Annotated in this window: 26 protein-coding genes; 10 read left to right on the forward strand and 16 right to left on the reverse strand. The window is 70.6% G+C overall.

Features of this window, described 5'->3' with window-relative positions:
- Positions 1 to 7: 7 nt before the first annotated feature.
- The gene (locus tag ABZX61_RS45410) at positions 8 to 1,012 is read left to right on the forward strand and encodes an inorganic phosphate transporter (RefSeq protein WP_355204167.1); all 1,005 of its coding nucleotides are present in this window, start codon (positions 8 to 10) and stop codon (positions 1,010 to 1,012) included.
- Here the strand turns inward: ABZX61_RS45410 and mshD are convergent.
- On the reverse strand, positions 987 to 1,925 hold the full coding sequence (gene mshD / locus ABZX61_RS45415) for a mycothiol synthase (protein ID WP_350733102.1): 939 nt from the start codon (positions 1,923 to 1,925) through the stop codon (positions 987 to 989). The two genes, ABZX61_RS45410 and mshD, sit on opposite strands and share 26 nt — an antisense overlap.
- A gap of 161 nt (positions 1,926 to 2,086) precedes the next feature.
- On the opposite strand from mshD, the gene ABZX61_RS45420 reads away from it, so the two are divergent.
- The gene (locus ABZX61_RS45420; protein WP_355204170.1) at positions 2,087 to 3,874 is read left to right on the forward strand and encodes a bifunctional metallophosphatase/5'-nucleotidase; all 1,788 of its coding nucleotides are present in this window, start codon (positions 2,087 to 2,089) and stop codon (positions 3,872 to 3,874) included.
- A 185-nt stretch (positions 3,875 to 4,059) separates the two neighbouring features.
- On the opposite strand, the gene ABZX61_RS45425 is transcribed toward ABZX61_RS45420, so the two are convergent.
- Both ABZX61_RS45425 and ABZX61_RS45430 read right to left on the reverse strand, forming a co-directional pair.
- Positions 4,060 to 4,365: a pyrophosphatase gene (locus ABZX61_RS45425; protein ID WP_355204173.1), complete on the reverse strand. Its 306-nt coding sequence runs from the start codon at positions 4,363 to 4,365 to the stop codon at positions 4,060 to 4,062.
- 30 nt (positions 4,366 to 4,395) lie between these two features.
- Positions 4,396 to 5,763 carry an ATP-binding protein gene (locus tag ABZX61_RS45430; protein WP_355204175.1) on the reverse strand — a complete coding sequence of 456 codons (1,368 nt, stop codon included), beginning with the start codon at positions 5,761 to 5,763 and terminating at the stop codon, positions 4,396 to 4,398.
- 161 nt (positions 5,764 to 5,924) lie between these two features.
- Between ABZX61_RS45430 and ABZX61_RS45435 the strand changes: the two genes are divergently transcribed.
- Positions 5,925 to 6,902: an NAD-dependent epimerase/dehydratase family protein gene (locus tag ABZX61_RS45435; RefSeq protein ID WP_355204178.1), complete on the forward strand. Its 978-nt coding sequence runs from the start codon at positions 5,925 to 5,927 to the stop codon at positions 6,900 to 6,902.
- 166 nt (positions 6,903 to 7,068) lie between these two features.
- A complete protein-coding gene (locus tag ABZX61_RS45440) occupies positions 7,069 to 7,413 on the forward strand; it encodes a hypothetical protein (protein WP_355204180.1) in 345 nt (114 codons plus the stop codon).
- Between the two features lies 1 nt (position 7,414).
- On the opposite strand, the gene ABZX61_RS45445 is transcribed toward ABZX61_RS45440, so the two are convergent.
- The 3 genes from ABZX61_RS45445 to ABZX61_RS45455 form a co-directional block, all read right to left on the reverse strand.
- Positions 7,415 to 9,067 carry an FAD-binding dehydrogenase gene (locus tag ABZX61_RS45445; RefSeq protein ID WP_355204182.1) on the reverse strand — a complete coding sequence of 551 codons (1,653 nt, stop codon included), beginning with the start codon at positions 9,065 to 9,067 and terminating at the stop codon, positions 7,415 to 7,417.
- 151 nt (positions 9,068 to 9,218) lie between these two features.
- On the reverse strand, positions 9,219 to 9,602 hold the full coding sequence (locus tag ABZX61_RS45450) for a hypothetical protein (protein WP_355204184.1): 384 nt from the start codon (positions 9,600 to 9,602) through the stop codon (positions 9,219 to 9,221).
- Positions 9,603 to 9,741: 139 nt separating this feature from the next.
- Positions 9,742 to 10,281: a hypothetical protein gene (locus ABZX61_RS45455; protein WP_355204187.1), complete on the reverse strand. Its 540-nt coding sequence runs from the start codon at positions 10,279 to 10,281 to the stop codon at positions 9,742 to 9,744.
- Between the two features lie 220 nt (positions 10,282 to 10,501).
- Here ABZX61_RS45455 and ABZX61_RS45460 point away from each other — a divergent pair, with 220 nt between their 5' ends.
- Positions 10,502 to 11,722 carry an MFS transporter gene (locus ABZX61_RS45460; RefSeq protein WP_355204190.1) on the forward strand — a complete coding sequence of 407 codons (1,221 nt, stop codon included), beginning with the start codon at positions 10,502 to 10,504 and terminating at the stop codon, positions 11,720 to 11,722.
- 124 nt (positions 11,723 to 11,846) lie between these two features.
- Here ABZX61_RS45460 and ABZX61_RS45465 read toward each other — a convergent pair whose 3' ends face one another.
- Positions 11,847 to 13,169 (reverse strand): aspartyl protease family protein, encoded by a 1,323-nt coding sequence (locus ABZX61_RS45465; RefSeq protein ID WP_355204193.1) that lies wholly within the window; start codon positions 13,167 to 13,169, stop codon positions 11,847 to 11,849.
- Positions 13,170 to 13,704: 535 nt separating this feature from the next.
- Between ABZX61_RS45465 and ABZX61_RS45470 the strand changes: the two genes are divergently transcribed.
- Entirely contained in the window at positions 13,705 to 14,316 is a 612-nt protein-coding gene (locus ABZX61_RS45470; RefSeq protein ID WP_350733129.1) for a hypothetical protein, read from the forward strand.
- A gap of 171 nt (positions 14,317 to 14,487) precedes the next feature.
- On the opposite strand, the gene ABZX61_RS45475 is transcribed toward ABZX61_RS45470, so the two are convergent.
- The 3 genes from ABZX61_RS45475 to ABZX61_RS45485 form a co-directional block, all read right to left on the reverse strand.
- Complete coding sequence (locus tag ABZX61_RS45475; protein WP_355204196.1) at positions 14,488 to 15,984, reverse strand: M28 family metallopeptidase; 1,497 nt, start codon at positions 15,982 to 15,984, stop codon at positions 14,488 to 14,490.
- Positions 15,985 to 16,158: 174 nt separating this feature from the next.
- Complete coding sequence (locus ABZX61_RS45480; protein WP_350733133.1) at positions 16,159 to 17,658, reverse strand: M28 family peptidase; 1,500 nt, start codon at positions 17,656 to 17,658, stop codon at positions 16,159 to 16,161.
- A 119-nt stretch (positions 17,659 to 17,777) separates the two neighbouring features.
- Positions 17,778 to 18,725 carry an ATP-dependent DNA ligase gene (locus tag ABZX61_RS45485; protein WP_355204199.1) on the reverse strand — a complete coding sequence of 316 codons (948 nt, stop codon included), beginning with the start codon at positions 18,723 to 18,725 and terminating at the stop codon, positions 17,778 to 17,780.
- 50 nt (positions 18,726 to 18,775) lie between these two features.
- Here ABZX61_RS45485 and ABZX61_RS45490 point away from each other — a divergent pair, with 50 nt between their 5' ends.
- Positions 18,776 to 19,372 (forward strand): histidine phosphatase family protein, encoded by a 597-nt coding sequence (locus ABZX61_RS45490; protein WP_350733136.1) that lies wholly within the window; start codon positions 18,776 to 18,778, stop codon positions 19,370 to 19,372.
- Here ABZX61_RS45490 and ABZX61_RS45495 read toward each other — a convergent pair.
- Positions 19,335 to 19,970, reverse strand: coding sequence for a maleylpyruvate isomerase family mycothiol-dependent enzyme (locus tag ABZX61_RS45495; RefSeq protein WP_355204202.1), 636 nt, complete (start codon positions 19,968 to 19,970; stop codon positions 19,335 to 19,337). The genes ABZX61_RS45490 and ABZX61_RS45495 overlap by 38 nt on opposite strands.
- Before the next feature lie 62 nt (positions 19,971 to 20,032).
- Here ABZX61_RS45495 and ABZX61_RS45500 point away from each other — a divergent pair, with 62 nt between their 5' ends.
- Entirely contained in the window at positions 20,033 to 20,458 is a 426-nt protein-coding gene (locus ABZX61_RS45500; RefSeq protein WP_355204205.1) for a MarR family transcriptional regulator, read from the forward strand.
- Here ABZX61_RS45500 and ABZX61_RS45505 read toward each other — a convergent pair.
- From ABZX61_RS45505 to ABZX61_RS45520, 4 genes are all read right to left on the reverse strand, one after another.
- Positions 20,455 to 22,572: a carbon starvation CstA family protein gene (locus ABZX61_RS45505; RefSeq protein ID WP_355204208.1), complete on the reverse strand. Its 2,118-nt coding sequence runs from the start codon at positions 22,570 to 22,572 to the stop codon at positions 20,455 to 20,457. The genes ABZX61_RS45500 and ABZX61_RS45505 overlap by 4 nt on opposite strands.
- Positions 22,569 to 22,922: a hypothetical protein gene (locus ABZX61_RS45510; protein WP_355204211.1), complete on the reverse strand. Its 354-nt coding sequence runs from the start codon at positions 22,920 to 22,922 to the stop codon at positions 22,569 to 22,571. Before ABZX61_RS45510 ends, ABZX61_RS45505 begins: the two co-directional genes overlap by 4 nt.
- A gap of 121 nt (positions 22,923 to 23,043) precedes the next feature.
- A complete protein-coding gene (locus tag ABZX61_RS45515; protein ID WP_355204214.1) occupies positions 23,044 to 23,703 on the reverse strand; it encodes a response regulator transcription factor in 660 nt (219 codons plus the stop codon).
- The gene (locus ABZX61_RS45520) at positions 23,700 to 24,842 is read right to left on the reverse strand and encodes a histidine kinase (RefSeq protein ID WP_355204216.1); all 1,143 of its coding nucleotides are present in this window, start codon (positions 24,840 to 24,842) and stop codon (positions 23,700 to 23,702) included. Before ABZX61_RS45520 ends, ABZX61_RS45515 begins: the two co-directional genes overlap by 4 nt.
- A gap of 432 nt (positions 24,843 to 25,274) precedes the next feature.
- Here ABZX61_RS45520 and ABZX61_RS45525 point away from each other — a divergent pair, with 432 nt between their 5' ends.
- The gene (locus tag ABZX61_RS45525) at positions 25,275 to 25,646 is read left to right on the forward strand and encodes a hypothetical protein (protein WP_355204218.1); all 372 of its coding nucleotides are present in this window, start codon (positions 25,275 to 25,277) and stop codon (positions 25,644 to 25,646) included.
- A gap of 19 nt (positions 25,647 to 25,665) precedes the next feature.
- Here ABZX61_RS45525 and ABZX61_RS45530 read toward each other — a convergent pair whose 3' ends face one another.
- Complete coding sequence (locus ABZX61_RS45530) at positions 25,666 to 26,124, reverse strand: MarR family transcriptional regulator (protein ID WP_350733156.1); 459 nt, start codon at positions 26,122 to 26,124, stop codon at positions 25,666 to 25,668.
- A gap of 85 nt (positions 26,125 to 26,209) precedes the next feature.
- Between ABZX61_RS45530 and ABZX61_RS45535 the strand changes: the two genes are divergently transcribed.
- Positions 26,210 to 26,590: a VOC family protein gene (locus ABZX61_RS45535; RefSeq protein ID WP_355204221.1), complete on the forward strand. Its 381-nt coding sequence runs from the start codon at positions 26,210 to 26,212 to the stop codon at positions 26,588 to 26,590.
- Positions 26,591 to 26,735: the final 145 nt, after the last annotated feature.

The following is a 26,735-nucleotide window of genomic DNA, read 5'->3' on the forward strand; positions in this document are numbered from 1 at the left end:
CCCAGTAGTGGACCTCACGCTCGCCCTCGTCATCGGCGTGGTCGTCATCTCTTTGGTATTCGACTACACCAACGGGTTCCATGACGCGGCGAACGCCATCGCAACCTCCGTCTCGACCCGGGCCCTGACCCCCAGGGCCGCGCTGTTCATGGCCGCGGCCATGAACTTCATCGGCGCCCACCTGGGCACCCAGGTCGCGCAGACGGTCGGCAAGGGGATCATCGACGCTCCGGACGGCCCCCACGGGCTGGTCGTCGTGGCCGCGGCGCTCATCGGTGCGATCTCCTGGAACCTGATCACGTGGTACTTCGGCCTGCCCTCCTCCTCCAGTCACGCGCTCATCGGCGGACTGGTGGGCTCCGCCCTGGCCTCGGCCAGCGTGGTGCACTGGGACGGCGTGGTCGAGAAGGTCGTCATCCCGATGGTGCTGTCGCCGCTGATCGGGTTCACGCTGGCGGCCCTGATCATGATCGCAATTTACTGGATCTTCCGCAACAGCCAGCCGGGCAAGACCAACCGCGGCTTCCGCTACGCGCAGACCGTCTCGGCCGCCGCCATGGCGCTCGGGCACGGGCTGCAGGACGCGCAGAAGACCATGGGTGTCATCTTCCTGGCGCTCACCGTCGGCGGGTTCGCCAACCCGTCCGACCCCATCCCGCAGTGGGTCATCCTGGCCGCCGCCGGGGCGATCTCGCTCGGGACGTACGCGGGCGGCTGGCGCATCATGCGTACGCTGGGCCGGCGCATCATCGCGCTCGACCCGCCCCAGGGCTTCGCCGCGGAGTCGGCGGCGGCGACGGTCCTGTACGGGGCGGCCATCGGGTTCGGGGCGCCGATCTCCACCACGCACACGATCACCACGGCGATCATGGGCGTGGGAGCCACCAAGCGGCTCAGCGCCGTGCGATGGGGGATCGCCGGGAACATCGTGACCGCCTGGATCCTGACCATCCCGGCCGCCGCCCTGGTGGCCGCCGTCTCCTACTTCATCCTTCACTCGATCGTGGAGTAGCCGCCTCTTCGGCGGGCGCGTACATCACGTCCACGTCCCAGCGGTTGAAGCCGAGGGACTCGTACAACCTGATCGCCGCCGTGTTGGCCTCGTCCACGTACAGCATCGCCTGGGCGAGGCCACGCGAGCGCAGGTGGCACAGCCCGGCCAGGGTCAGCGTCCTGCCCAGGCCGGTGCCCTGCTGCGAGGGGTCGACGCCCACGACGTACACCTCTCCCAGGGGCTCGTGGCCGTGGGAGGAGGAGCCGTGGATCTTCGTCCAGTGGAAGCCGGCCAGCCGGTCGCCGCGGAAGGCCAGGAAGAACCCCTCAGGGTCGAACCAGGGCTCCTGCTCGCGGCGGAGCAGGTCGTCCATCGTCCAGGCGCCCTGCTCGGGGTGGTGGGCGAAGGCGGCGGCGTTGACCTTGAGCCACGCCTCCTCGTCCTGACCCGGTACGAACGTGCGCAGCACGACCCCGTCGGGCAGGGCGGAAGCCTCAAGAGGGGCGAAGAGGGAGCGGCGCATCTGCCAGAGCGAGCGCACCCGCTCGAAGCCGAACGCGGCCGCCAGCGCCCCGGCGCCCGCGTGGTCGCCGTGCGCCCACAGGCGCGGCCGCCCGTCCGCCAGCTCCGCGACCGCGCTCAGCAGGCGCGCGCCGTGGCCCTGACGGCGGTGGGCGGGGTGGATGACGAGCTCGGCGCTCGGGCCCTCGACCTCGTCCGTCGGGTCGATGTGGGCGTAGCCCACGAGCGTGCCGTCCGCCTCCAGGAGCAGGGACCGGGCCTGCGGGTCGCCCCCGTAGCGGAGATGGAGCATCACGTGCTCGTTGAGCGGCCGGACGCCGTCGGCCTCCGTCGCCGCCTCCACCAGGCCGAGCACCGAGGCGACCTCGGTGTCATCGAGCCGTTCCCTGACCTTCACATGCTCGCCCACAGGCCCTCCTTCGCTGTGAGCGATCACGTGGCGCCAATCCCCCGTTCGCTCACAGAACGAACTCTAGGCGTATGACTGGCAAATAACGCCATGTGACAGCCTGGCAAATCGTTACCTTTGCGCCATTGGCTGCATAGGTTCCCAACGTAACGTCTTGGGCCATGACGTCTCGTTCCTTCCTCCGGCTGGCGCTGGCCGGAGCCGTCGCCTCGGGTGCGGTCATGCTCGCCACGCTCCCGGCGGACGCGAGCAAAGCCCCTCGTACGGTGCCCGTACGGCTGCTTGCGCTCAACGACTTCCACGGCAACCTCGAACCCCCCACCGGATCCTCCGGCCGCATGGTGGACGAGAACGGCCAGACCGTGGACGCCGGTGGCGCCGCGTACGTCGCCGCCCACATGAAGGCCCTGGCCGACAAGAACACCATCGCCGTGGCCCAGGGCGACCTCATCGGGGCGACGCCGCTGATCTCGGCGGCCTACCACGACGAGCCGTCGGTCGAGTTCATGGGCAAGCTGGGGCTCAAGGTGGCCGCGGTGGGCAACCACGAGTTCGACGAGGGCTACACCGAGCTGCGGCGCATCATGAAGGGCGGCTGCCACCCGGTGGACGGCTGCTCGCCCGCCGGCCCGTGGAAGGGCGCGAAGTTCGACTACGTGGGCGCGAACGTCCTGTTCAAGAACCGCAACGAGAAGACCGACGCGCTCGCCGCCCTCGGCGGCTCGGACTCGGCGCAGGTCAAGCAGGTCCTGTCGGACTGGGGCGTGCCCGCGCTGCCGCCGGTCAGCATCAAGTGGATGAACGGCGTGCCGATCGGCTTCATCGGCCTCGTCACGCAGACCACGCCGAACATCGTCACGGCCGAGGGGATCAAGGACCTCAAGTTCGTGGACGAGGTGAAGGCCGCGAACGTCGCCTCGAAGCTGCTCAAGCTCGTCGGGGTGAAGGCGCAGGTCGTACTGATGCACGAGGGCGACCAGGTGAACGCGGGCCAGTCGCCCGACGCCTGCAGCGCCGTCCCGGGTGCGGGCAACCGCATCGCCACGCAGGTGGACCCGGAGATCGACATCGTGCTCAGCGGGCACTCCCACCAGGCGTACCTGTGCAAGGTCAAGGACCCGGCGGGCAACGACCGCGTCTACTCGCAGGGCGGCTCGTTCGGGCGGGTCATCACGCAGGTGGACCTGAACGTGAACGTCAAGACGCGGGACATCGACCGCGCCTCGGTCGTCGCGGACAACCACGTCGTGACCCGGACAGTCACCCCGGATCCCGAAATTTCGACGTTCGTGCAGACGTGGAAGGACCGCGTCGCCCCCGTCGCCAACAAGCCCGTCGGCAAGATCACCGCCGACATCACGAACACGGCCGCGCCGTCCGGCGAGTCCGCGCTCGGTGACCTCATCGCCGACGGCCAGCTGGCCGGGACGAAGACCGGCGGCAACGCCCAGATCGCCCTGATGAACCCGGGCGGGGTGCGGGCGTCCCTGACGTACGCGACGTCCCCGGCGAACGAGGGCGACGGCGTCGTCACGTACGGCGAGGCGTTCACCGTGCAGCCGTTCAACAACCTCATGCAGGTCGTCACGCTCACGGGCGCCCAGCTCAAGACCGTGCTCGAGCAGCAGTTCACCGGCGGTCCCAACAACCAGCCGTTCGCCAAGATCCTGCAGCCGTCGGCGAACTTCACCTACACCTACAGCCGGAGCGCCGCCTGGGGCTCCAAGGTGTCGGACATGAAGATCGACGGGGTGCCGGTGACGGACACGCAGTCGATCCGGGTCGCCGCGAACAACTTCCTCGTGGGCGGCGGCGACGCCTTCGCGGGCTTCAAGGACGGCACCGACCTGTGGAGCGGGCCGCTGGACATCGACGCCTTCGTCGAGCAGCTCGGCAAGGACAACCCCATCGCCCCGCCGGCCACCAACCGGATCACCGCCGTCAACTGACCCCTCTGCCCTCCGGCCCGCCCGTTTCCTCCCGGGCGGGCCGCCCCTTTTCCCGCCGCACGTGGCGGGGCTCTTTCATCCTGTACGGCAGAGCACGGGCGGCACCACCCGCCGCACGTGGCGAAGGGCCTCCAGGGTGACGCCCGCTGACCCGCACGGGCCTGGCCGCCGTAACGGCGCACGCATCAGCGCTTCCAGGCCAGCCACTTGCGCGCCACCTCCGCCTCCAGGTCCACCCCGTGATGGTGGGCCAGGAGGACCACGTGGCACAGCACGTCGGCCAGCTCCTCCCGGAACCCCGCGTCCAGCTCGTCCGCCGTGCGCCCCTTGGTCCTGGCTCGGCCGGAGCGCATGAGGAACGCCTGGGTCAGCTCGCCGATCTCCTCCTGGAGCTTGAGCAGGAACCAGGCGTCGTCGCGCTCGATCCCGAGCTTGTCCGCGTACCGGCTGGAAATGGGTTCGATCTCGGCGGCGAGCTGGCGCAGATCCATGGGCGCGAGCCTACGGCAGACCGCGGCCGATCACGGCTCCCCGTAAAGGGGGAGGACGACCACGAAGCGGGCCCCGGGCGAGTGGTCGGCGACGGTGAGGGTGCCGTCGTGGGCCGCGGCGATGTCGCGGCACAGGGCCAGGCCGAGGCCGCTGCCGCCCTTGTCCTTGGCCCTGGCGGGGGCCAGGCGGGTGAAACGTTCGAAGACCCGCTCCCGGTCCTGCGGCGGGATGCCGTCGCCGTCGTCGGTCACGGTGACGATCACCTTGTCGCCTTCCACGGCCACCTCCAGGTCGATGCGGGTGGCGGCGTGCCGGGTGGCGTTGTCGAGCAGGTTCGTCAGCAGGCGGTCGAGCTGCATGAGGGAGCCGTGGACGGGCGCCGCGGCGCACACGTCGGGGATGATGGGCACCCGGTTGCCCTCGCGGCGGCGGACGTGGTCCATCGCCACGCGAGCCAGGTCCACCACGCGGCGCTCGCTGAGCGCGCCGGCGTCCAGCCGGGCCAGCATCAGCAGCTCGTCGATGATGCCGGCCAGGCGGTCGGCGGCGGCCAGCGCCTGCTCGCCGGTGGCCTGCCAGTCCGTCTCGTCGGGGTAGGCGTGGGCCACCTCCAGCTGGGCGCGCAGGGCCGAGATGGGGCTGCGGAGCTCGTGGGAGGCGTCGGCGACGAAGCGGCGCTGGGTCTCGGCGGAGCGTTCGAGGCGGTCGAGGGTGTCGTTGGTGGTGGCGGCCAGGTCGGTGATCTCGTCGCCGGTGTCGGGCACGGGCACGCGCCTGCTGAGGTCCTGGCCGGTGATCTCGGCCATTTCCGCACGGATGCGTTCGACGGGGCGCAACGCGGACCCGACCGAGACCCAGGTGATGCCCGCCACGCTCACCAGGACGAGCGGAGTGCCAATGAATACCAGGACATATATCCAGTTGAGGGCTCGGTCCACGTCGGTCAGCGAGGACGCCCCGTAGACCGTCACAGGCCCTTGAGGAGTCTGCGCCGCGATCGCCATGACCAGGTAGTGGGTCTCGGGCTCGTCGGGGCTGCGGGACACGGTGCGCTCGCCGACGCGGACGACCTGGGGCCAGGTGGGCTTGAGATCCGCCAGCCGCAGGCCCTGAGCCGGGCCGGGGCTGCTCGCGAGCAGCCTGCCGTCCGCCGAGACCACCTGGAGGATGCGGACGCGTGACGGCGTCTCCAGCACCGGGGGCAGGTTTCCGGTACGCGCCTCGGCGGCGACCCGCCGTGCCGCCAGCTCGACCCTCGTCTGGACCATGTTGCGCAGGTTGTCGGGCACGGTGGCGAGCGTGATGGTGGCGGTCGCGATGAAGACCACGGCCGCTATCAAGGTCGCGACCGTGGTCAGGCGTGCGCGGATCGAGCGTGGAAACAGCCGTCTCACCATCCCGTCCCGTCCCGACTTCATCACTGTCTGTGACATTTACCCGCGCAGGGCCGTCGCAACATGACCGGGCCCGCGTCCGCCCCGGCATATTCGCTGGTGGCGATTCCGCTGAGGGCGTGCACACCTACCGCGCCCGAACCCGGCAGGCCATGGTGGATGCCATGAGGCTTTTGGTGCTGGGCGGCACGGAGTTCGTGGGGCGGGCGTTCGTCGATGAGGCGGTGGCGCTGGGCTGGGAGGTGACGACGTTCAACCGTGGCACGCACGAGCCGGGGGCCGGCGTGACGGCGCTGCGCGGCGACCGCACGGCCCCCGGCGGGCTGGCGGCGCTGGAGCGCGGGGAGTGGGACGTGGTGGTCGACACCTGGTCGTGGGCGCGGGCCGCGGTCGGTGCGGCCGCGTCGCTCCTGGCCGGCCGGGCCGGCCATTACGTCTACGTGTCCAGCCGGTCGGTGTACGCGCCGCCGGTGCCGTTCGGCGCGGACGAGAGCGCCCCGGTCGTGGCGGTGGCGGCGGACGACGGCGACGGCGACTACGCCAAGGACAAGGCGGGGGCGGAGGCCGGGGCGGTCGCGGCGTTCGGGGACCGGGCGCTGCTGGCCCGTGCGGGCCTGATCCTGGGCCCGTACGAGAACATCGGGCGCATGCCCTGGTGGCTGAGCCGGATCGCCCGCGGCGGCCCGGTGCTCGCCCCGGAGCCGCGCGACCTCGGCCTGCAGTACATCGACGTCCGCGACCTGGCCGGCTGGTGCCTGGCGGCGGCCGGGCGCGGGCTCGGCGGGGCTTATGACGTGGTGAGCCCGCCGGGGTTCGCGACGATGAGGCAGCTCCTGGAGACCTGCGTCAAGGTGACCGGATCGGACGCGGAGCTGCGCTGGGTGGCGGCCGAGCGGATCCTGGCGGCGGGCGTGAAACCGTGGACGGACCTGCCGATCTGGCTGGTGGGCGAGGGCTACGACTTCATGCACGGGGGCGACGTGTCCAAGGCGGTGGCGGCGGGCCTGCGGTGCCGTCCGCTGGAGGAGACGGTGGCCGACACGTGGGAGTGGCTCCGGAGCATCGGCGGCCTGCCCCCGACGCGCCCGGACCGGCCGAGCGTCGGCCTCGCCCCGGAGGTGGAGGCGCGGCTGCTGGGCTGAGGGTGTCCGGGAAATGGTGACGGCCACCCCGGCCCCCTCCGCGGGCTCTCGTCAGAGAACGGAGAAAGGCTCGTGATGGCCGCGGCAACAGTCTGCCGTCCGGGCGGTGGCCTCCGCAGGCAATTCCGACAAATGCTCTCGACTTCCCGCAAGCCATCATGTGGTTATGAGTGCGTGGGTCTACATACGCGGCTGGCTGGAGTTCTCGGGTCAACGATCCGAGGCGGAGCGGATCATCCGGCAGGGCGAGACGGAGGGCTGGGCCTTCCCCGAAGGGGGCTGGCTCGATGCCGCCTGTTACGCGCGTGCCGTCCGCGAGAGCCGATCCGGCGAGGTTCTCGCGCTGATCCGCCGGATCGCCGCCCTGCCGCCCGCGGACGCGGACGGCGATCGCGTCTGCGGTCTCTTCCTCGTGTTCCACGAGGTCGAGGGGCAGCAGGAGTGGCAGGTCCGCGACGGCGGCGTCCTCGTCGGCCGGGCCTCGCCGCGTCACGACTATCTGTGGAAGTAGCTCAGCGTGCCGCGGCGCGGCCGGCCTGGCGGCCGGAGAAGAGGCAGCCGCCGAGGAAGGTGCCTTCGAGGGCGTTGTAGCCGTGGACGCCGCCACCGCCGAAGCCCGCGATCTCACCCGCCGCGAACAGGCCGTCGACGGGCTCGCCGGTCGACCCCAGGGCGCGGGAGTCGAGGTCGGTCTGGATGCCGCCGAGCGTCTTGCGCGTGAGTACGTGGAGCATGACCCCGATCAGCGGCCCGGCGGCGGGATCGAGGATCCGGTGCGGGGCGACCGTCCGGCCCAGCTTGTCGCCGAGGTAGCGGCGGGCGTTGCGGATGCCCTGGATCTGGGAGTCCTTGCTGAACGGGTTGGCCACCTGCAGGTCGCGGGCCTCGATCTGGCGGCGCACGAGGTCGGCGTCGAGCAGGGGTTCGAGCGTCAGCTGGTTCATCTTGGCGACCAGTTCGTCCAAGGTGGCGGCCACGACGAAGTCGGCGCCGTTGCGCTTGAACGCCTCCACCGGGGCCGGGGCGCCCTTCCCGAGGAGGCGCTCCCGGAGGAACGCCTTGCGGTCGTTGCCCGTGATGTCGGGGTTCTGCTCGGAGCCCGACAGGGCGAACTCCTTCTCGATGATCTTCTGGGTGAGCACGAACCAGGAGTGGTCGTGGCCGGTGCCGCGCAGGTGCCGCAGCGTGCTCAGCGTGTCGTAGCCGGGCAGGCAGGGGTCGGGCAGCCGCCGCCCCAGCGCGTCGAACCACATCGAGGAGGGGCCGGGCAGGATCCGGATGCCGTGGCCCGGCCAGATCGGGTCCCAGTTGCGCAGGCCCTCCGTGTAGTGCCACATGCGGTCGCGGTTGACCAGCCGCGCCCCGGCCTCGGCGCTGATGTCGAGCATCCGGCCGTCCACGTACGCCGGCACGCCCGTGACCATGCTCTCCGGCGCGCTGCCCATCCGCTCCGGCCAGTAGCGGCGCACCAGGTCGTGGTTGCCGCCAATGCCGCCACTGGTGATGATCACGGCCGGTGCCGTCAGCTCGAACTCGCCGATCCTGTCGCGGTTGGAGGCCACTCCTCGCGGCGAGTCGTCCTCGGCCAGCAGCGTGCCACGCACGCCCTGTACGGCTCCGCCGCTGACGATCAGCTCGTCCACCTGGTGGCGGTGGTGGAAGGTGACCAGCCCGCTGCCGACCGCCTGCCGGACCCTGCGGACGAACGGCTTCAGCACCCCCGGCCCCGTCCCCCAGGTCACGTGGAAGCGCGGCACGGAGTTGCCGTGCCCGTCCGCGCGCAGGTCGCCCCGCTCCGCCCAGCCGACCGTGGGCAGGAACTTGATGCCCAGGCCGTCCAGCCAGGCCCGCTTCTCCCCGGCGGCGAACTCGACGTAGGCCCGCGCCCACCGCACGGCCCAGGAGTCCTCGTCGTCCAGGCGGTCGAACTGGGCGCTGCCCTGCCAGTCGTTCCAGGCCAGCTCGAAGGAGTCCTTCACGCCCAGCCGCCGCTGCTGCGGGGAGTTGACCAGGAACAGCCCCCCGAACGACCAGAAGGCCTGGCCGCCCAGGTTGGCGGCGTTCTCCTGGTCGACCACGGCGACCTTCTTGCCCCGGGAGATCAGTTCGCAGGTCGCCACCAGGCCGGCCAGCCCGGCCCCGACGACGATGACGTCAGCGTTCATGCGCCGATGATTCCACCTGATCAGCACGCGCCATAAGCCGCCTGGGCCCTGATTTCGGGCGCCTGCCCCGGTCCGTCAGGCAGCAGGGCCCGGCCGCCGTCGCGGAGCTGTCGCCGGACGGCGGCCGGGCCCTGTCGCCGCGGCCGGAGACTCAGGTCTTTCTCCTGCTCGCCGCTCCTCCTTTGGCGGGGCTGCGCGTCGAAGCCATGCCGCTGGTCGGGCCGGGAGACAGATGATGTTCCAGGGACTTCATGATCTCGGGTGCCAGGACTTCTGCCAGCGCCGGCGCGAGCGCGTCCGCCAACGCGGACGACAGCACCTGCGTGAGCATGAGCCGTTCCATCGGCGACGCCTTCGACGCCGTACGCGAGGTCGACGACAGAGCCGATTCGATCAGGCTCGCCATGGGATCCACGCCGCGTGTGCGGGCTTTGGTGGTCTGGCCGGACTCGCTGAGGATGTCGCGGATGAGGTCGTCGATCATGGACTCCAGAGGGTTGTGCTCGGATGAGTTACCGGTTTGCTCCGGCGCCATGAGGTGCTCCTTTACGTCGGTGTGAGCCGTCTCCCGATTTCCCCTTGCCGGGAAACCAGGAGACGGCGTTCTTCCTTGCGGGCCGGCGGGCGCGGTCGTCGGGCGGTCGTCGGGTGGTTGTCGGGCGGTTATCCGGTGCTTATCGGCCCGCAAGGGCGGCCAGCATCAGCGGGTGCTCGATGCCGGCTTCTTCGCCTTCCGAGCGGCGGCGCATGAGCGCGGCGAGCAGGAGAGGGTGCTCGATGATGTTCATGCCGCTCTCCCTGCGGCGGCGCATGAGCGCGGCCAGCATCAGCGGGTGCTCGATGCCGGTCTCCTCGCCTTCCGAGCGGCGGCGCATGAGCATGGCGAGCAGGAGGGGGTGCTCGATCATGCTCGTCCCGCCTTCCTTGCGGCGGCGCATGAGCATGGCGAGGAGGAGCGGGTGCTCGATGCCCATCTCGGTGCCTTCTTCGCGGCGGCGCATCAGCATGGCGAGCAGGAGGGGGTGCTCGATCATGCTCGTCCCGCCTTCCTTGCGGCGGCGCATGAGCATGGCCAGCAGCAGCGGGTGCTCGATGCCCATCTCGGTGCTTTCCTCGCGGCGGGCCGCGAGTGCGGCGAACATCAGCGACTCGAACGCCTCCCGCTCTTCGGTGTCGCGCTCAGACGTCTCGGTACGCTCTGCGGTCGTGGTCATCTGACTCCCTTTCAGGCCTGTGGTGTTGCCGGAGATGCATGCGACCGATACCCGCGACCGATAGGCCCCATTCGCGCAAAGAGCGTGTCGCACGCTTCCTGACCTGGCCTTTTACGTGGATCGCCGCAGCGCTCACCCGGGTGCTAAGACCATTGGCGTAGAACGTCTAGGGCGGGCGGCCGATCCGCGACGGCACTCGCGCGTGCTGATACTCCTGCTCATGTCGATCGCCTCCGCGCAGCGCCAGTCGGGCGTGCGGCCGTTTCTCGTCGGGATGTTCGTGGACGCCCTGGGGAGCGGCCTGTACTACCCGCTCACCCTGCTGTTCATCCACCGGGTCACCGGCCTGCCCATGACCGTGGTCGGGCTGGGGGTGACGGCCGCGGCCGCGGTGGGGCTGGCCGCCAATCCGGTGGCGGGCGTGCTCATCGACCGGTTCGACGCGCGGCGGGTGCTGATGGGTACGTACGTGCTGCGCGGGCTGGGCTTCGCCGCGTACCCGTTCGTGGACGGTTTCGCCGCGTTGATCGTGGTCGCGGCGGTGGTCGCGTTCGGAGATCGGGCCTACTATCCCGCCTCCGGCGGCTACATCTCGGTCCTGGCCACGGGCGCGGACCGGGACCGGCTGTACGCGCTGATGTCGACCGCCAGGAACGTCGCGTTCGGTCTGGGCGGGCTCCTGTCAGCGGGGGTGGTGTCGCTGGGCGGCACGACCGGCTTCGTGATCATCGCGTCGGTCAACGCGGCCAGCTTCGTCGTGGCCACCGCCTGCCTGGTCCTGGCGGGGCGGCGCGCACCGATCGATCCGGTGCCCCCGGAGCGCGGCGGGTACCGGCGGGTCCTGGCGGACCGGCCGTTCCTCGGGCTGGTGGCGGCCGAGCAGGCGTTCACGCTGACACGCCTGGTCCTTCCGGTCGCGCTGCCGGTGTACGCCGTCACCGTGCTCGGCGCCCCCGCCTGGCTGCTGGGCCTGCTGTACACGCTCAACACGATCCTGGTGGCCGTGGGCCAGATCGCCGTCCGGCGACGGCAGGGCGCCGCCCGCCGTACCCACGCCATGGCCCTCGGCGGGGCGGTCCTGATCGTGTCGTGCGTCGCGTACGCCGCGGCGGCCGCGTTCCCCCCGGGACCACCGCGCGTCATCGCCCTGGTGACGGCCACCCTCGTCTTCACGGCGGGTGAGCTGATGCACGCCACCCCGTCATGGGCCCTGGCCGCGGCGACGGCACCACCGGCCCTCCGCGGCCGCTACCTGGCGATCCACCAGCAGACCTGGGCCATCGGCAACGTCGTCGCCCCGGCCGCCTTCTCGGCCCTGCTGGGCGCCGCGCCCGCGCTGCTGTGGGGCACGCTCACCGTCCTGCTCGCGCTGGCCGCCCTCACCCTCCTGCGCCTCTCCCACCACCTCCCACCCGACGCCGTCGCCCCACCGGGCGCCTGACTCCGGCCGCGCATGGCTACGGCGGCGCCCGGGGCCTGGTACGGCACCGGGCGAGGGGGTGAAGGCGTCCGGTTCGCCCTTACCCCGTCGCCCGTAGGAGCCGGCAGCTCCACGTAGCTCCTGATCAGGTTGCCTTGCCGCGGGCGATGTAGAGGTTCATGTCGGTGAAGTCGACGGTGATGTTATAGGGCTTCCAGAAGCAGTGGGAAAACCAGCCCATCGAGTCGAACCCTGTTCCATAGGGCCAGGGCACGTTGGCCGGCTGGTTGGGGTTCGTGTAGCAGTAGACCTCCTTGGCGACGGCGTTGCCAAGGCGGATCTCCTTCGGGTAGCAGGGGTAGACGACGGCCGGGTGGCTGCTGCCAAAAGTCCCGATCTCGCGGTCGTAGTCGCTGCGGATTCCCAACTGCTCGGCCGTTTTTCCCCGCAAGCCCGCCACGATCTCGCTGGTTCCGCCGAAGTTGACGCCCACCACCCCTGTGCGGGAGCCGGCGGTGCCGGCGAAGCTGCCCGTGCTGTGCAGGTATTGCTCACGGGCCAGCCAAATGGGAAGGGGCTGTGCGCCCGCCGATTTGGCGGCGGCGCGTGCCTTCCTGGCCGTTTCGGGGGTCCGGCGGCGCAGGATCAGTTGCCGGCCCGCATAGTCGAAGGTGGTCAGCAAGTGGTAGAAGACCCACGTGCCGATCAGGCCGTCGCTGTCAGTTCCGACATCCTCGCCCGACTCCGTCGACGACCAGCCCACCGGGACGTTGCGCAGTTCGATGCCACCCAGCTTGAAGGAGTCCAGTATCCCGTAGTACGCCCATATGATGCCGTTCTCGTACTCCACCTTCTGACTGGCAACGGGACTCAGCCCGGCCTCCTTGGCCACCGACGCCCGCATGCTCAGATTCGGGGCGCCGGTGTAGAACATGAAGCGCTTCGTCGGTCCGCCGTTGACCGAGGCCTCTACCAGTGGAATCGGATCCAGCTGCTTGATTTCCAGCCGCGCGATGTCGCCGTGGACCTGGTACGCCTCACCACTGACCGCCGCGAACCATTTGGCGTAGCTGTCCTCACCGGCCGCTTTCCAGTGCGGTGCGGACAGGCCGAACTTGTCCTGCCGGATGTAGCAATCGCCCAGGAGCCCGTTGGTTTGCTTGTCGTCGGGCGCCAGCTGGAGGGCCATCTTGAGGTATTTCTCGGCATCGGCGAACCGGTTGGACAGCAGCCCGACATAGCCGCGCCGGCGGGCCGCGTGCAGGTTCGCAGGGTCTGTCTTGAGGATCTCCTCGTACGCCCGGCCGGCCTGCTCGAACTTCCCGGCCTTGAACAGCGCGTCGGCGTCACCGCTGCCGGCCAGCGCCGTGGCTGCCTCGCCCATCAGCGGCGCGGCCGCGGCGGCACCGGCCAGCACGGCAGCGCCCTGAAACAGCGAACGCCGGTCCCATTTCCCGTCATTAGCCACGCCTTCTCCTTTTCGTGATCGCCTTCGTCGTAACGTTCTGTCCCGGCGGCTCCGGCCGGTTCGTCTCGCCCTGCTTGATGAGGGCGACGCCGTGGTGCCGGGGCCACCCGGGCCGTACGGCGTCGTCCCGATGCGGGCGGCCGGATCGCTTCGCAGCACGCTCCGTAACTCGCCCGCCGGTCAACCCCGTCCACTGTCGGCCGGCCGCGTCCCCGCCTCGTTCGCGCCGCGTCATGGTTGTGTCACAGTCGCGCCGGCGCTGGCCGCCGCCGAGAAACCGTGACATGCGGCGGACAACACGCGCATTCGCCGCCATCCCGGCCGCGCCATGGGTGTCCTGGGCGGCGTCTCCGGTCTCGCCACAGTCACCGGGCCGCTGCTCGGCGGTGTCCTCATCGACACCCTGGCAGTCGTCCTCGCGTGCCCGGGACTGAGCAGTCGGGAGAGCCGGAATCTCATCGGGTTGACCTTGACGCGACGTCAACGTGTCTAATCGGGATCGACCGGGCCCACAGAGCCGAAAGTGAGGGGACCGATGGTCAGAGCCGCGCTGCGGATCGTGGTGTTCGAGCTGAAAGGCCTGCTGGCCATCGGGCAGTGGATCGTCCGGCGTCGTGATGGCGTGCCGGCGGGGGCGACCGTCGTGACGTACACGAAGGCGCAGACGTTCATGCTGTCCCTGATGCTGTTCGCGATGGCGGTCGAGACCGTGGTGGTCGATCTGCTGCTGGTTGCGCTCGACGTGCCGGCGTGGCTGCGGTTCGCGGTGCTGATCGCTGACGTGTACGGGCTGCTGTTCGGGGTCATGCTGGCCGCCGCCTGCGCCACCAGGCCGCATGTCATCACCTCTGGTGAGCTGCGCATCCGGTTCGGCGTGTACTTCGACGTGCGCGTGCCGGTCGAGCGGATCGCCGCCGTGCGGACGAGTCGCAACTACAACGAGAGCGGCATGGTCACCGTCAAGGACGGGCGGCTCGGTGTGGCGGTCTCCTCGCAGACGAACATGACGGTGGAGCTGAGCGAGCCGGTCGCCTTCGTGCGCCCGTTCGGCCGCCGGGGGGAGGCCACGTCGATCCGGTTCTTCGCCGATGAGCCGGAGAAGGTGGTGGCGGCGTTGCGTACTGGACGGACCGCTGAGCGCGCCTGATCTGGGGGCGTTGCGTACTGGACGGACCGCTGAGCGCGCCTGATCCGGGGTGTTGCGTACTGACCGGACCGCTGAGGCCGCCTGATTCGGGGGCGTCGCGGGCCGGGCCGTGGAGCCCGGCCCGCGAGGGAGCAAAGGGCCGGGCCGTAACGGGCCCGGCCCTCCGCGCGGTTAGCGGGTGATCTTGACGTCGTCCACGCCGGCCTCCACCAGGGAGGCGCCGGAGGCGTCGGCGGCGTCGATGAGGATGCGGACGGTCTGGCCCGCGAACGCGTTCAGGCCGGCCGTGGCCGTGGTCCAGGCGCCGTTGCGGTTGGACGCGGCGCCCGCCTGGTTCAGGACCGTCGTGGTGGTGGTGCCGACCACGCGGACGCGGAAGTAGTCGGCGCTGGAGGCGTTCGAGCCGTGCGCCAGGTACCACGAGAACGACAGGTTCAGCGGACCCGTGGACGGGAGCGTGATCGGGGGCGACTGGATCGAGGTGATGCCGCCGTCGATGTCGAAGTCACCGGCGGCCGAGCCCGCCAGACGGCCCGTGACCAGGTCGTTCGTGCCGCTGACCGTGGTGCCGAGCTGCTTGGCGCCGCTGGAGTTGGTGTCCTCGGGGTCGCCGCGCTCCCACTGGCCGGTGGTGGCGGTGTCGGTGCTCGACGGGTTGACCGTCCAGCCGTTGGCCGTCTCGAACGTGTCCTGCCAGACCACGGCGGGTGGTACGGCGGTGGCGATCGTCCACACCGAGTACGCGATCGCGTCGGCGTTCCGGTCGAGCGCGGTGTCGTTGATGTTGGAAGTGGTGTCGCACGAGCGGTGGTAGCAGGCGTCGAACGCCTGACCGGCGGTGCCGCCCCACAGCGTGGCCTGGGCCGAGCTCTTGATGCCCTCCGCGCCCGTGAACGTGCCGCCCGCCGGGATGCCGACCGCGATGAACGGGCCGTAGTCGGAGCGGCCGTCGAAGTCGGTGCCCCGGGTCGGCACGCCGATCGACGTGAAGTAGTCCTGGATGACCTTCTCCAGCTCCGCGGATCCGGCCGGGCCGGGACCGGAGCCGGTGCCGTCCGAGTTGTCGCCGTCGTACACGAAGTATCCGGGGTTCGGGGAGCCGACCATGTCGAAGTTCAGGTACCCCTTGATCCGCGCCCGGTCCGCGGCCGGCAGGTTGTTCACGTAGAACTGCGACCCGCGCAGCCCCAGCTCCTCCGCGCCCCACCAGGCGAAGCGCAGATGCTTGGCCGGCTGGAGCGCCTGGCGCGACACTTCGAGCGCGGTCTCCAGGATGGACGCGCTGCCCGAGCCGTTGTCGTTGATGCCGGGACCCGCGGTGACGCTGTCGAGGTGCGCGCCGACCATGAGGATGTCGTTGGGGTCCCCGCCGGGCCAGTCGGCGATGACGTTGTAGCCGGTGGCGCCGTTGTAGGTGAACGACTGGAGCGTGGTGGTGAAGCCTGCGGCGTCCAGCTGGCCGCGTACGTAGTTCGCGGAGGCCAGGTAGCCCGGGCGGCCGTGTGCGCGGTTGCCGCCGTTGGCGGTGGCGATGGACTGGAGCTGGGTGAGGTGGGCCTTGACGTTGGTGAGGGAGATGTTCGGGGCTGCTGCGGCCTGCGCCGGCACGGCCGTCAGGGCGGTGATGGCCAGGGATAACGCTGTTGCCGCGACGATGATCGATCGCATTGCGGCGCCTCCATCCGAGGGTCGAGGGTGGAAGATCCCGAGATGGTGCTCGTTGGAACCGGTGGTGCCGTGGTGCCGTGGTGCGAAGGTTCGATGGTGCGGTGGTGCCAAAGTGCCGTGGTGCCTAGGTGGTGCCCGGGTGGGCAGGGGTGCTGCCCACCCGGTGTGGAGCCGTCAGGCGGCCGTCTTGGCGGCCAGGGGCGCCGCCGCGGGGGCGGTTCGCGGCGGGATGGAGCGCAGGTTGAAGGCGAAGCGGGCGACGGAGTCCGCGATCGCGTCCAGGTCCACGTCCAGCGCGGTGTCGTTGATGTTGGCGGTCGTGTCGCACGCCTGGTGGTAGCAGGCGTCGTACGCGACCCCCGCCGTGCCACCGAACTTCGCCGCCTCCTCGGGCGTCTTGATGCCCTCGGCGCCCGTGAAGATCCCGCCCGCCGGGATGCCGACGTCGATGAACGGGCCGTAGTCGGAGCGCCCGTCGAAGTCGGTGCCGACGGTGGGCAGGTTGCGCGAGCCGTAGAAGGCCTCGAGCTGCTTCTCGATCCGGTCGGATCCGGGCGGCCCGGCCGGGGAGCCCTCGTTGTCGGAGTTGTCCCCGTCATACAGCTTGTACGCGTAGTTGGGCGAGGCCACCATGTCGAAGTTCAGGTAGACCCGGATCCGGTCGCGCTGCGTCTCCGACAGCGACGCGACGTACTGGTCGGACCCGAGCAGCCCGATCTCCTCACCCGCCCAGAAGCCGAAGCGGACCTTGTTCTTGACCGGGTAGAGCGCCATCTCCTCGGCGACCTCCAGGATGGAGGCGGAGCCCGAGCCGTTGTCGTTGATGCCGGGACCGGCGGGCACGCTGTCGAGGTGGGCGCCGACCATCACCACGTTGCGCGGGTCACCGAAGCGGGACTCGGCGATCACGTTGTCGTTGGTGCCGAGCACGAGGGTGGAGTCGACCTTGAGCCGTACGGTCGCCCCGGCCGTGGCCGCCAGCTCGTTGCCGACCGCGAAGTCGGCGAAGACCATCGGGACCCCGGCCCGCCACTCGCCGATGTCGAGCGGGAAGGCGTCGGTCCGGCCCGGCTGGCCCTCGTTGAACACGATGATCCCGGACGCCCCGGCGCGTCCCGCGTTGCGGATCTTCAGAGCGAAGGCGCACGTGCCGCGCTGGATGAGCGCGATCCGCCCGGCCACGAACCCGGCGAAGTCGGACGCTTCGCAGCCGCTGGTCGAGGTGGGTGTCGGGGTCGGCGGCAGGGTCAGGTCCACGGCCTGGACCTGCGCGGTCACGTCACCGGCGGGGGAGGGCTCGAAGGAGAAGAAGTCGTCGTTAGGCACGTACGTCTTCGAGCCCGGCGCGGTGAGGTTGAGCGTGGGCGGGGAGTTCTCGGTCCAGCTCTGGACGAAGTTGATCGGCTGGAGCGTGACCTTGTATCCGGCCTTGCGTAGTTTGCCCGCCACATAGTCGCGGGAGGCGTTGTAGCCGGGGGTGCCCGCGGCGCGGGTGCCGCCGTTGGCGTCGGCGATCGCCTGCAGGGCGTCGAGGTGCTTCTTGGCGTTCGGGCCCTTCACCTGCTTGACGAGCAACTTGGCGAAGAGGTCGTCAAGGCCGCCGGCGTTGGCCGGGGTGGTCAGAGCCAGTGGTAGGGCCAGTGCGGTGATCAGTGCGATGGCGATTCGACGCATAAGGGTTCCCCTGGTGGACGAATGCGATGATTCCCCCGAGCCGCCACGTGAACGTAACCCGGCAGAGGATCACTGAGAAGGCCCACTAGTGCGTCAATATCCGGACATATCCGGTTGGTTCACTCGGCCCGGCGGGCGCGGGCGCGCCGCTTGCCCTCGTGCATCGCCTGTACGCGGGCGATCGGGATCGTGTGCCCCTCCTCGACCAGGTCGACGGGCAGCCGCTGCGGCTCGGGCATGGACTCGGCCCACGGGTCCGCGTCCTTGAGCAGCCCGGCCGCCGTGTGCACGGTGAAGTCGGCGGGCACCACCTGATCGAGCGACTCCCACGCCACGGGGAACGACACGGGCGTGCCGGGGCGTACGCGAGGGCTGTAGGCGGCCGCCACCGTGGCCCCGCCCGCCCTGGTCGAGTCGATGAACACCTTGCCCGCGCGGTCCTCGCGGATGAACGCCGTGGTGGCCAGCGCCGGGTCCACCCGCTCGGCCCGGGCCGCCAGCGCGCGCGTGGCCGCGGCCAGGTCCTCCACGCCCGTCCCCTCGGCCACGGGCACGAACACGTGCACACCCTTCGCCCCGCTGGTCTTCACCGCGCCCGCCAGGCCGGCGTCGTCCAGGGCCTGGCGCACCAGGAAGGCCCCGCGCACGGCCAGCTCGAAGGCGTCGCTGCCGTCGGGCGGGTCGAGGTCGAGGATCATGTGGGTGGGATGGGAGCCCACGAACAGCCCGGGGTGGTACTCCACCGCCCGCTGGTTGGCGAACCAGAGCAGCGTCCTGCGGTCGTTGCACAGCGCGTACGTCACCTGCCTGCGCGACGCCTCGGCCCACACGGAGACCGACTGCACCCATTCGGGGGCGTACTTGGGCAGGTTCTTCTGCATGAACGGCTCCTGTCCCGGCCGCACGCGGATGACCGAGAGCGCCCGGTCGCGCAGGACCGGGATGATCCGGTCGCCGACCGCGTCGAGGTAGTCGACCAGGTCGCGCTTGGTCGCGCCGGCCCCGTCGAACAGGGGCTGGTCGAGGTTGGTGAGCGCCACCCCGTCACGTGTCTCATCGCCGGCCACCCGCCCTACGATGCCCATGACGTGTGTCCGAGGTCAACAACTGGAGCCCGATGACTCGCTACCTCTACCTCACCCGCCACGGCGAGGCCACGCCGGACGAGACCGGCCTGACCGCGAACGGCCGCCGCCAGGCCGCGCTGCTCGGCGAGCGGCTGAAGGACGTCCCCCTCTCCGCCGTCCACCACGGCCCGCTCCCGAGGGCCGCCCAGACCGCGCGTCTGATCGCCGAGCATCTTCCCGGCGTGCCCGTGCGCGTCTCGGAGGCGGCAGGAGACTACCTCCCGTACGTGCCGGCGAAGGAAGAACTTCCCCCCGAGCACGCGGACCGGTTGCTCGGCTTCCTCGCCAACTTCCCGGCGGACGGCGGCGCGCGGCTCGTCCGCCAGGCCGAGGAGCTCTTCACAGGTCCGGTGGAGGAGACGCGCCACGAGCTCGTCGTCACGCACAACTTCCTGATCGGCTGGCTCGTCCGCGCCGCCCTGGACGCCCCCGGCTGGCGCTGGCTCGGCCTCAACCACTGCAACGCCGCCCTGACCGTCATCCGGTACGCGTCCGACCGCCCGTCCTCCGTGCTCTTCTTCAACGACATGGCGCACCTGCCGCCCGAGCTCAGGTGGACCGGATTCCCGCCAGAGCTGCGCCTGTAGCTCCTCTCAGGCCGGGCAGCGCGGCCGGCCGCCCGCTGATCAGCAGGAGCAACGCCTGTACGGGCCCCTCGACCACGTCCCCTTCGCCCACCGACCAGTCCACGTCCGTGGCCACGAGCCGCAGCCCGCGCAGGCGGCGCTGCGGATGGAAGGGGAAGCCGCGCTCCCAGATGTGCACGGCGCAGGCGCGGGCCGCCTCCAGCGGCATGGCCCGGTCGAGGCCGAGCGGCACGGCGATGTCCTGGGCGTGGACCAGCACGTCGAAGAGCGGGTCGAGCGGCTTGGTCGTCGGCGCCCGGCGGTGCGAGGTGGCCGACTCGCGCACCTGAGCGACGAGCTCGCCGACCGGCAGCCTGGCGTGACGTACCGCCGTGTCGCGGACGAAACGATCGAAGCTCCCGCGGGCCCGGACGAAGTCCACCAGCGCCCGCGGGACGTTCACGTTGGTGGCGAGCGCGAGGTGGGCGGCCACGTCGCGGACCCGCCAGCCCTCGCAGAGCGACGGCCGCTCCCAGTCGTCGGCGGGCAGCGAGCCGAGCAGGTCGGCCACGCCGCGCCGCTCGATCTCGAGGGCGGCCCAGATCTCTTCCTGGTTCATCGCACCCTCCCATTGCTAAGGTGGCCTTAATATAAGGCTTCCTGAGCGATTGGAGAAGGGGTTTGGCCGCCACACATCCACCGCACGTCATAGCCCTGCTGTACGAGGCGTACCTGCGCCTGCAGGACGTCGTGCTCGAGGTCGGCAGGTCGTACGACGCCCGCATCCGGCCCGCGCACTCGGCGGTGTTCTTCCACATGGAGCACGACGGCATCCGGCTGAGCAGGCTCGCGGAGAAGGCGCAGATGACCCCGCAGGCGATGGGGGCGCTGGTCGACGACCTGGAGGAGCTGGGCTACCTGCGCCGGGTGCCCGACCCGGCCGACCGCCGCGCCAAGCTCATCGAGTTCACCGAGCGCGGCGACGAGGCGCTGAGGGTCGGCTACACCGCGATCGACGACGTCGAACGACGCCTCGCGGCCCTGCTCGGCGAGGACGGCCTCGCCGAGCTGAACACCACGCTGAGCCGCGTCATCAACGCGTTCTAGGGGGCCGCCTTGGCCATCGTCTCCCGTTCCTCGCGGGTGGGGATCAGCCCGGCGGGCGCGAGGATCTTCGACTCCTCGAACGGCGCCTCCGTGGTCGGCAGCGGCTCACGCGATCTGACTGCCTTCACCCACACGCGCAGCGCGTCGAGGATCACGATGATGATCAGGACCGCGAACAGCGCCGCCAGGATCCCGTCCACGGTGGAGTTGAGCACGACCTGCTCCATCGCGTCCCGGGTCTTGGCCGGCGCGAGCAGCTTCCCCTGGTCCAGCGCCGTCTGGTACCGGTCGCGCTGGGCGAAGAAGCCGAGCGTGGGGTCGGAGGAGAACACCTTCTGGTAGCTGGCCGTCAGCGTGACGGCCACGTCCCAGGCCAGCGGCACCCCCGTCACCCAGGCCCACCTCAGCCGGCCGCTCTTGATCAGCAACGTCGTGGCGACTGTGAGCGCCACCGCGGCGAGCAGCTGGTTGGCGATGCCGAACAGCGGGAACAGCTGGTTGATGCCGCCCAGCGGGTCGTTGACGCCCACGTACAGGAAGTATCCCCAGGCCGCCACGACGACCGCGCTGGCCGCCACCAGCCCCGGCCACCAGCTCACCCTGGAGATCGGCTTCCACAGGTTGCCCAGCGTGTCCTGCAGCATGAACCGCCCCACCCGGGTGCCCGCGTCGACCGTCGTGAGGATGAACAGCGCCTCGAACATGATCGCGAAGTGGTACCAGAACGCCTGCAACCCCGCCCCGCCGATGAACCCGGAGAAGATCTGCGAGATCCCCACCGCCAGCGTGGGCGCGCCGCCCGTCCGGGCGATCAGGGTCTGCTCCTGTACGGCTGCCGCCGCGGCCTGCAACTGCTCCGGCGTGATCACGAAGCCCATGTCGGTGACCGCCTGCGAGGCGCTCTGCACGGTGGCCCCGACGACGCCGGCCGGGGAGTTCATCGCGAAGTAGAGGCCGGGGGTCAGCACGCAGGCCGCGGTGATGGCCATGACGGCCACGAACGACTCCATCAGCATGGAGCCGTACCCGATCATCCGGACCTGGGTCTCCTTCTGGATCATCTTGGGCGTCGTGCCGGACGAGATCAGCGAGTGGAACCCCGACAGCGCGCCGCACGCGATGATGATGAACACGAACGGGAACAGCGACCCGGCGAACACCGGGCCCTTGCCGCTGAACGCGAAGTCCGTGAAAGCCGTCGTCCTCAGTGTGGGCATCGTGACGGCGATCCCGATCGCGATCAGCACGATGGTGCCGATCTTCATGAAGGTCGAGAGATAGTCGCGCGGCGCGAGCAGCATCCAGACGGGCAACACCGCGGCGACGAACCCGTACGCGATGAGCCACAGCGCCAGCGCGGACGGGCTCAGCGTGAAGAACGGCGCCCAGCTCGACTCCTGCACCCAGCCGCCGGCCACGATCGACAGCAGCAGCAGCGCGACCCCGATCACGGTGGTCTCGACGACCTTGCCCGGCCTGAGCACCCGCAGGTAGAAGCCCATGAACAGGGCGATCGGGATGGTCATGGCGATGGAGAAGACGCCCCACGGCGACTTGGCCAGGGCGTTGACCACGACCAGCGCCAGCACGGCGAGCAGGATGATCATGATGGCGAAGACCGCGACGAGCGCCGCCACCCCGCCGATCGGCCCGATCTCCTCGCGGGCCATCTGGCCGAGGCTGCGGCCGTTGCGCCGCATGGAGAAGAACAGGATCACCATGTCCTGCACGGCCCCCGCGAAGATCACTCCCGCGACGATCCAGATGGTGCCGGGGAGATAGCCCATCTGGGCCGCCAGCACGGGCCCCACCAGCGGCCCCGCCCCGGCGATGGCCGCGAAGTGGTGGCCGAACAGGATCCGGCGGTCGGTCGGCTGGTAGTCGATGCCGTTGTCGAGCCGCTCGGCCGGCGTGGCCCTGCGGTCGTCCGCGCCCAGCACCCTGCGGACGATGAAACGGGCATAGAACCGGTAGGCGATGGCGTACGAACCGAGTGCGGCGGCCAGCAGCCAGACCGCGTTGACGTTCTCCCCTCTGGACAGGGCCAGCACGGCCCACCCCACGGCCCCGACGAGCGCGACCGCCGTCCAGATGATGATGGAACGTAACTTCACCGGTTACCTCCCATATGTGAAGGGCCATACAGAGGTCGCCCCAGGCAGCAGCGCAGTCCGGCGTCCGGCGGCAGATCGGTCGTGAAACGCCGCCAGCGCCACAGCGGGCGGCAGTCGATCGTGACGGGGAGTTCGGCGAGATGCACCCAGGCGGTCGGGTGGGCGTAGACCTTTTCGTCCTCGTCGCCGAGCCGGCGCGCTCGCCGTGGGAGCCGGGAGCGGGATAACGGCCGGACCGAGAACTCACCCGCGTCGGCGCAGCAGAGGCCGGTCACGTGCCAGTCGAAGAACACCACTTCGTCGTCGCGCAGTGCTTCACGGGCGGCCGGCGTGAGCGTGACACGGGGCATCTGTGGCTCCTGAAGACCAGGTAGCTCAGAAATTACCGACGGCCTTACCCGCTGCCACCGCTCCCGAAACGTCGCCCGGCGTCCACGTCCCGCCGTACTTCGGCCGGGGATCCGTGGCGGCTCAGTCGACCAGGCGGCGCTCCCAGGCCCAGGCGACGATCTCGACCCGGTTGCGCAGGCCGAGCTTGGTCATGATGCCGGACACGTGGCCTTTGACGGTGCTCAGCGAGATGAAGAGCTCGGCGGCGATCTCCTGGTTGGTACGGCCCCTGGCGACCGCCCGGACGACCTCGAGCTCCCGGTCCGACAGCGGTTGCGCGGGCGCATGGGTGACCGGGGCGGCGGTGGCCGTGAGGTGGCGCAGCAGCCGGAGGGTGAGCGAGGGGGAGATCAGGGCGTCCCCGGCGTTCGCGGCCCGGACCGCCTCGACGAGCAGGTCGGGGCCGACGTCCTTCAGCACGAAGCCGGTCGCCCCGCCGCGCAGGGCGCCGTGGACGTACTCGTCGAGGTCGAAGGTGGTGACGACGACCACCCGCAGCGGGTCGGCGACCTCCGGCCCCGCGAGGGCCCGCGTGACCTCGATGCCGTCGAGGCCGGGCATCTGGATGTCCACGAGGCACACGTCGGGGCGCAGCCGGCGGGCCAGGGCGACCGCCTCGGCGCCGTCGGCGGCCTCGGCGACGACCCTGATGCCGGGCTGGTCCTCCAGGATGAGGCGCAGGCAGTCACGGATCATCGCCTGGTCGTCGGCCAGCATGACGGTGATGTCCGCGGCGCTCATGGGTGCTCCCGCGCCGGGACCGGGAGGGCGGCGACCACGGACCAGCCGGCGCCGGGGCGCGGGCCCGCGCGCAGCGTCCCGCCGAGGGCCTCGACGCGTTCGCGCATCCCGACCAGGCCGTATCCGCCGGATCCGCCATATCCGGAGCGTCGGAGCCGCCGGGCCGGGGCGGGAGGGGCGTCGTCCGCGACCTCGACGGTGACCGAGTTCCGGGCTCGCGTGACGGTGACGGTGACCGAGCGGGCCTGCGGGGCGTGGCGGGAGACGTTGGTCAGCGACTCCTGCACGATCCGGTAGACGGTGGTGGCCACCTCGGGCGGCCAGAGCGAGGTGTCCTCGCCTTCGGGGAGCCGCAGCCGTACGGCGGGTCCGTGGCCGCCGAAGCGCCTGACCAGCTCGTCGAGGCCGTCGAGGGAGGGCAGGCCCCGGGCCGGGTCGCGGAGCAGGCCGACGACGCGGCGGGTGGCGGCCAGGGCGTCGGAGCCGGCCGTCTCGATGTCCGCCAGCGAGGTCGCCAGCCGCTCCGGCTGCTTGTGCGCGAGCAGCCGCGCGGTCTGCGCCTGGAGCACGACGCACGTGACGTGGTGGGCGACGACGTCGTGCAGCTCCCTGGCCAGCTCCATGCGCTCGCCACGGCGTACGCGCTCCTCGACGGCCCGGCGGCGGCCGGCCAGCAGCCGCGGCCACAGCCCGGCCACGACGGCGCCCGCCCAACCCGCGGCGCTCATCGTCCCCACGGCCGCCTGGGAGCCGGCGGCGAAGGCACCCGCCACCACCACGAGCCCGCCACCGGCGACGGCGCAGGCCGGACGGGGCGGAAGCACCCGGACGGCGGACCCGACGAGGACGGACAACCCGAAGGTCACGCCGGGACCGGGCTCGGTGGGCAGGTGGGCGACCCGGGCGACCACGATGGCGGCCGCCGCGACGCCCATCCCCGCGAACGCCGTCCACAACCGGCTCCGCCGGCGGACGAGCGCGAGCGCGCAGACCGCCGCTCCGGCGGTGCACCCGGACACCCAGTACGCGCCACCCCAGCTCGCGCCGATCCGGTAGCCGTAGAAGGCGAGCACCGCCGCGGACACCGCGCCGATCACCACGTCGGCCGCGACCCCGGCCCGCCACTCCAGCACCCGCACACCGCCCAGGCTAGGAGCCGCCGCCCGCCCGCCGCACCGGCCGAAAGTACGGTCATGCGGCTCCGCACCCAACAAGTAGGAGTCACCGATCGCGATGGGACTTCACCGGCGATCGGCCAGACAGCAGACTGTCCCTGCGGCCATCGCCGGTTCTCCGCGAAACGTGAAGCGTGGCTCTTTCGCGGGAGCGTTCATGCGATGGCCGTCACCATTGCGGACATGACACCCGCAAACCGGCGAGGTCATCCGGCCCGGGGTCGAATCTGCACGTCCCGGGAGGACAGCACGCCTGCCGGCGGAGAAAAATCCGTACCCGCTTCGACGATCGATCACTCCTGATCATGAACGGCTTGCCATCATGTGCTCACACAAAGCAAGGGCCCCGGCCACCTGGGCCGGGATCCCTTCCGACCGCAGCGAAGGTAGGTGTGCGTGAACGTAGAGGCGGAGATCCTCGACCTGAAGCTCCGGGTGGAAGCTCTCGAAGCGGCCCTGCGCTCCAACGCCCGGTACGACGACATCATCCCCGCCCAGGCCGGCCCCTACCGGTCCGAGCTGCCGGCCCTCGTCGCGCAGGTGTCGATCGGCGTGGCCGAGCTGAGGGCCGAGATGGCGGACATCCGCACCGAGGTGAGCCAGGACTTCGAGGCTCTGATCGTGGAGGTCGCCGGGGTCCGCGTGCAGATGACCGAGAACTACAAGGCCATTCATTCGGACCTGCTCGGGAAGATCGACTCGCTGCGCTGCGAGATGATCGACCTCGGCCTCAGGCTCGACCGGCTCACGGAGACGGGCGGAGCCTGAGACCTCCGGGGGCCGGGGATCAGGCGCCGAGGTCGTCGGCCAGCCGGCTCAGATAGGTCGCGAACCGCCGCCGGTCGCGCTCGTCCCAGGAGGCGGTCAGCTCCTCGAAGGCCCGGCGCTGCCACTGCCTGGCCCCGGCCAGCAGCGCGTGCCCGCTGTCCGTGAGCCGCAGGGAGGCGCGGCGCCGGTCCCGCTCGGAGGTGTCGCGGGCCAGGTAGCCCGCCTCGACGGCGTCCCTGACCATGCGGCTGGCGCCCGAATGATCGAGGCCGAGCTGGTGCGCCACGGTGCCGACCGTGGGCGGCTCGGGCGCCTCTCCGCCGGCGCGCGCGTTCGTGTGCACGGCCTCCACCACCAGGATGTGCTGCACGTGACGCTGCTCCCCGGTCAGCTCTTCCGACGCCCGCCCGGCCCACCGGCGGGACCAGAAGCGCACCAGGTGGAACAGCGCCGGTCCGCCGTCGGCCTCCTCGCTCATGCCCCAACCCTACGACAGGTTGCATGCGATACGCACGTATGATTATGTGCGTTTCACATACATCTTCTCCGGAAGGGATGCCGTCATGGCCATCGTCATGAACCACCTGATCGTCCCCGCCGCCGACCGCGAGGCGGCGGCGGCGTTCTTCGCCGGCCTGCTGGGGCTGCGGGTCGGCCCGCCCGCCGGGCCGTTCGCGCCCGTCAGCGTCAACGACGACCTCACGCTCGACTTCGACGACCGCCGCGCGCCCCAGTCCGGCCACTACGCCTTCCTGGTCGACGACGGCACCTTCGACGCGCTCATGGAGCGGCTCGAGAGGGACCCGGCGATCGAGTACGGCTCCGGCCCGATGAACGGCTGGGACCGCGAGATCAACCATCTGGCGGGCGGCCGCGGCGTGTACGTGCGTGACCCCAACGGCCACAGCTACGAGCTGTTCACCGCCGAGCCAGAAGATCACTGAGCCGTCGGTCTGCGGGGTCGCCGCAGGTGGGCAAAGCATGATTTAGGCGGTAAATCCACCGAAGCGGTGAGAAGGGAAAACTGCCAGCATCTGGCCCCCTCCGTGGCTAGAGTGATGATTCCAATATCGGCGGGATATTCCCTGG

Origin of the sequence: Nonomuraea sp. NPDC003709 (assembly GCF_040610775.1) — a bacterium.
Classification (GTDB): domain Bacteria; phylum Actinomycetota; class Actinomycetes; order Streptosporangiales; family Streptosporangiaceae; genus Nonomuraea; species Nonomuraea angiospora_A.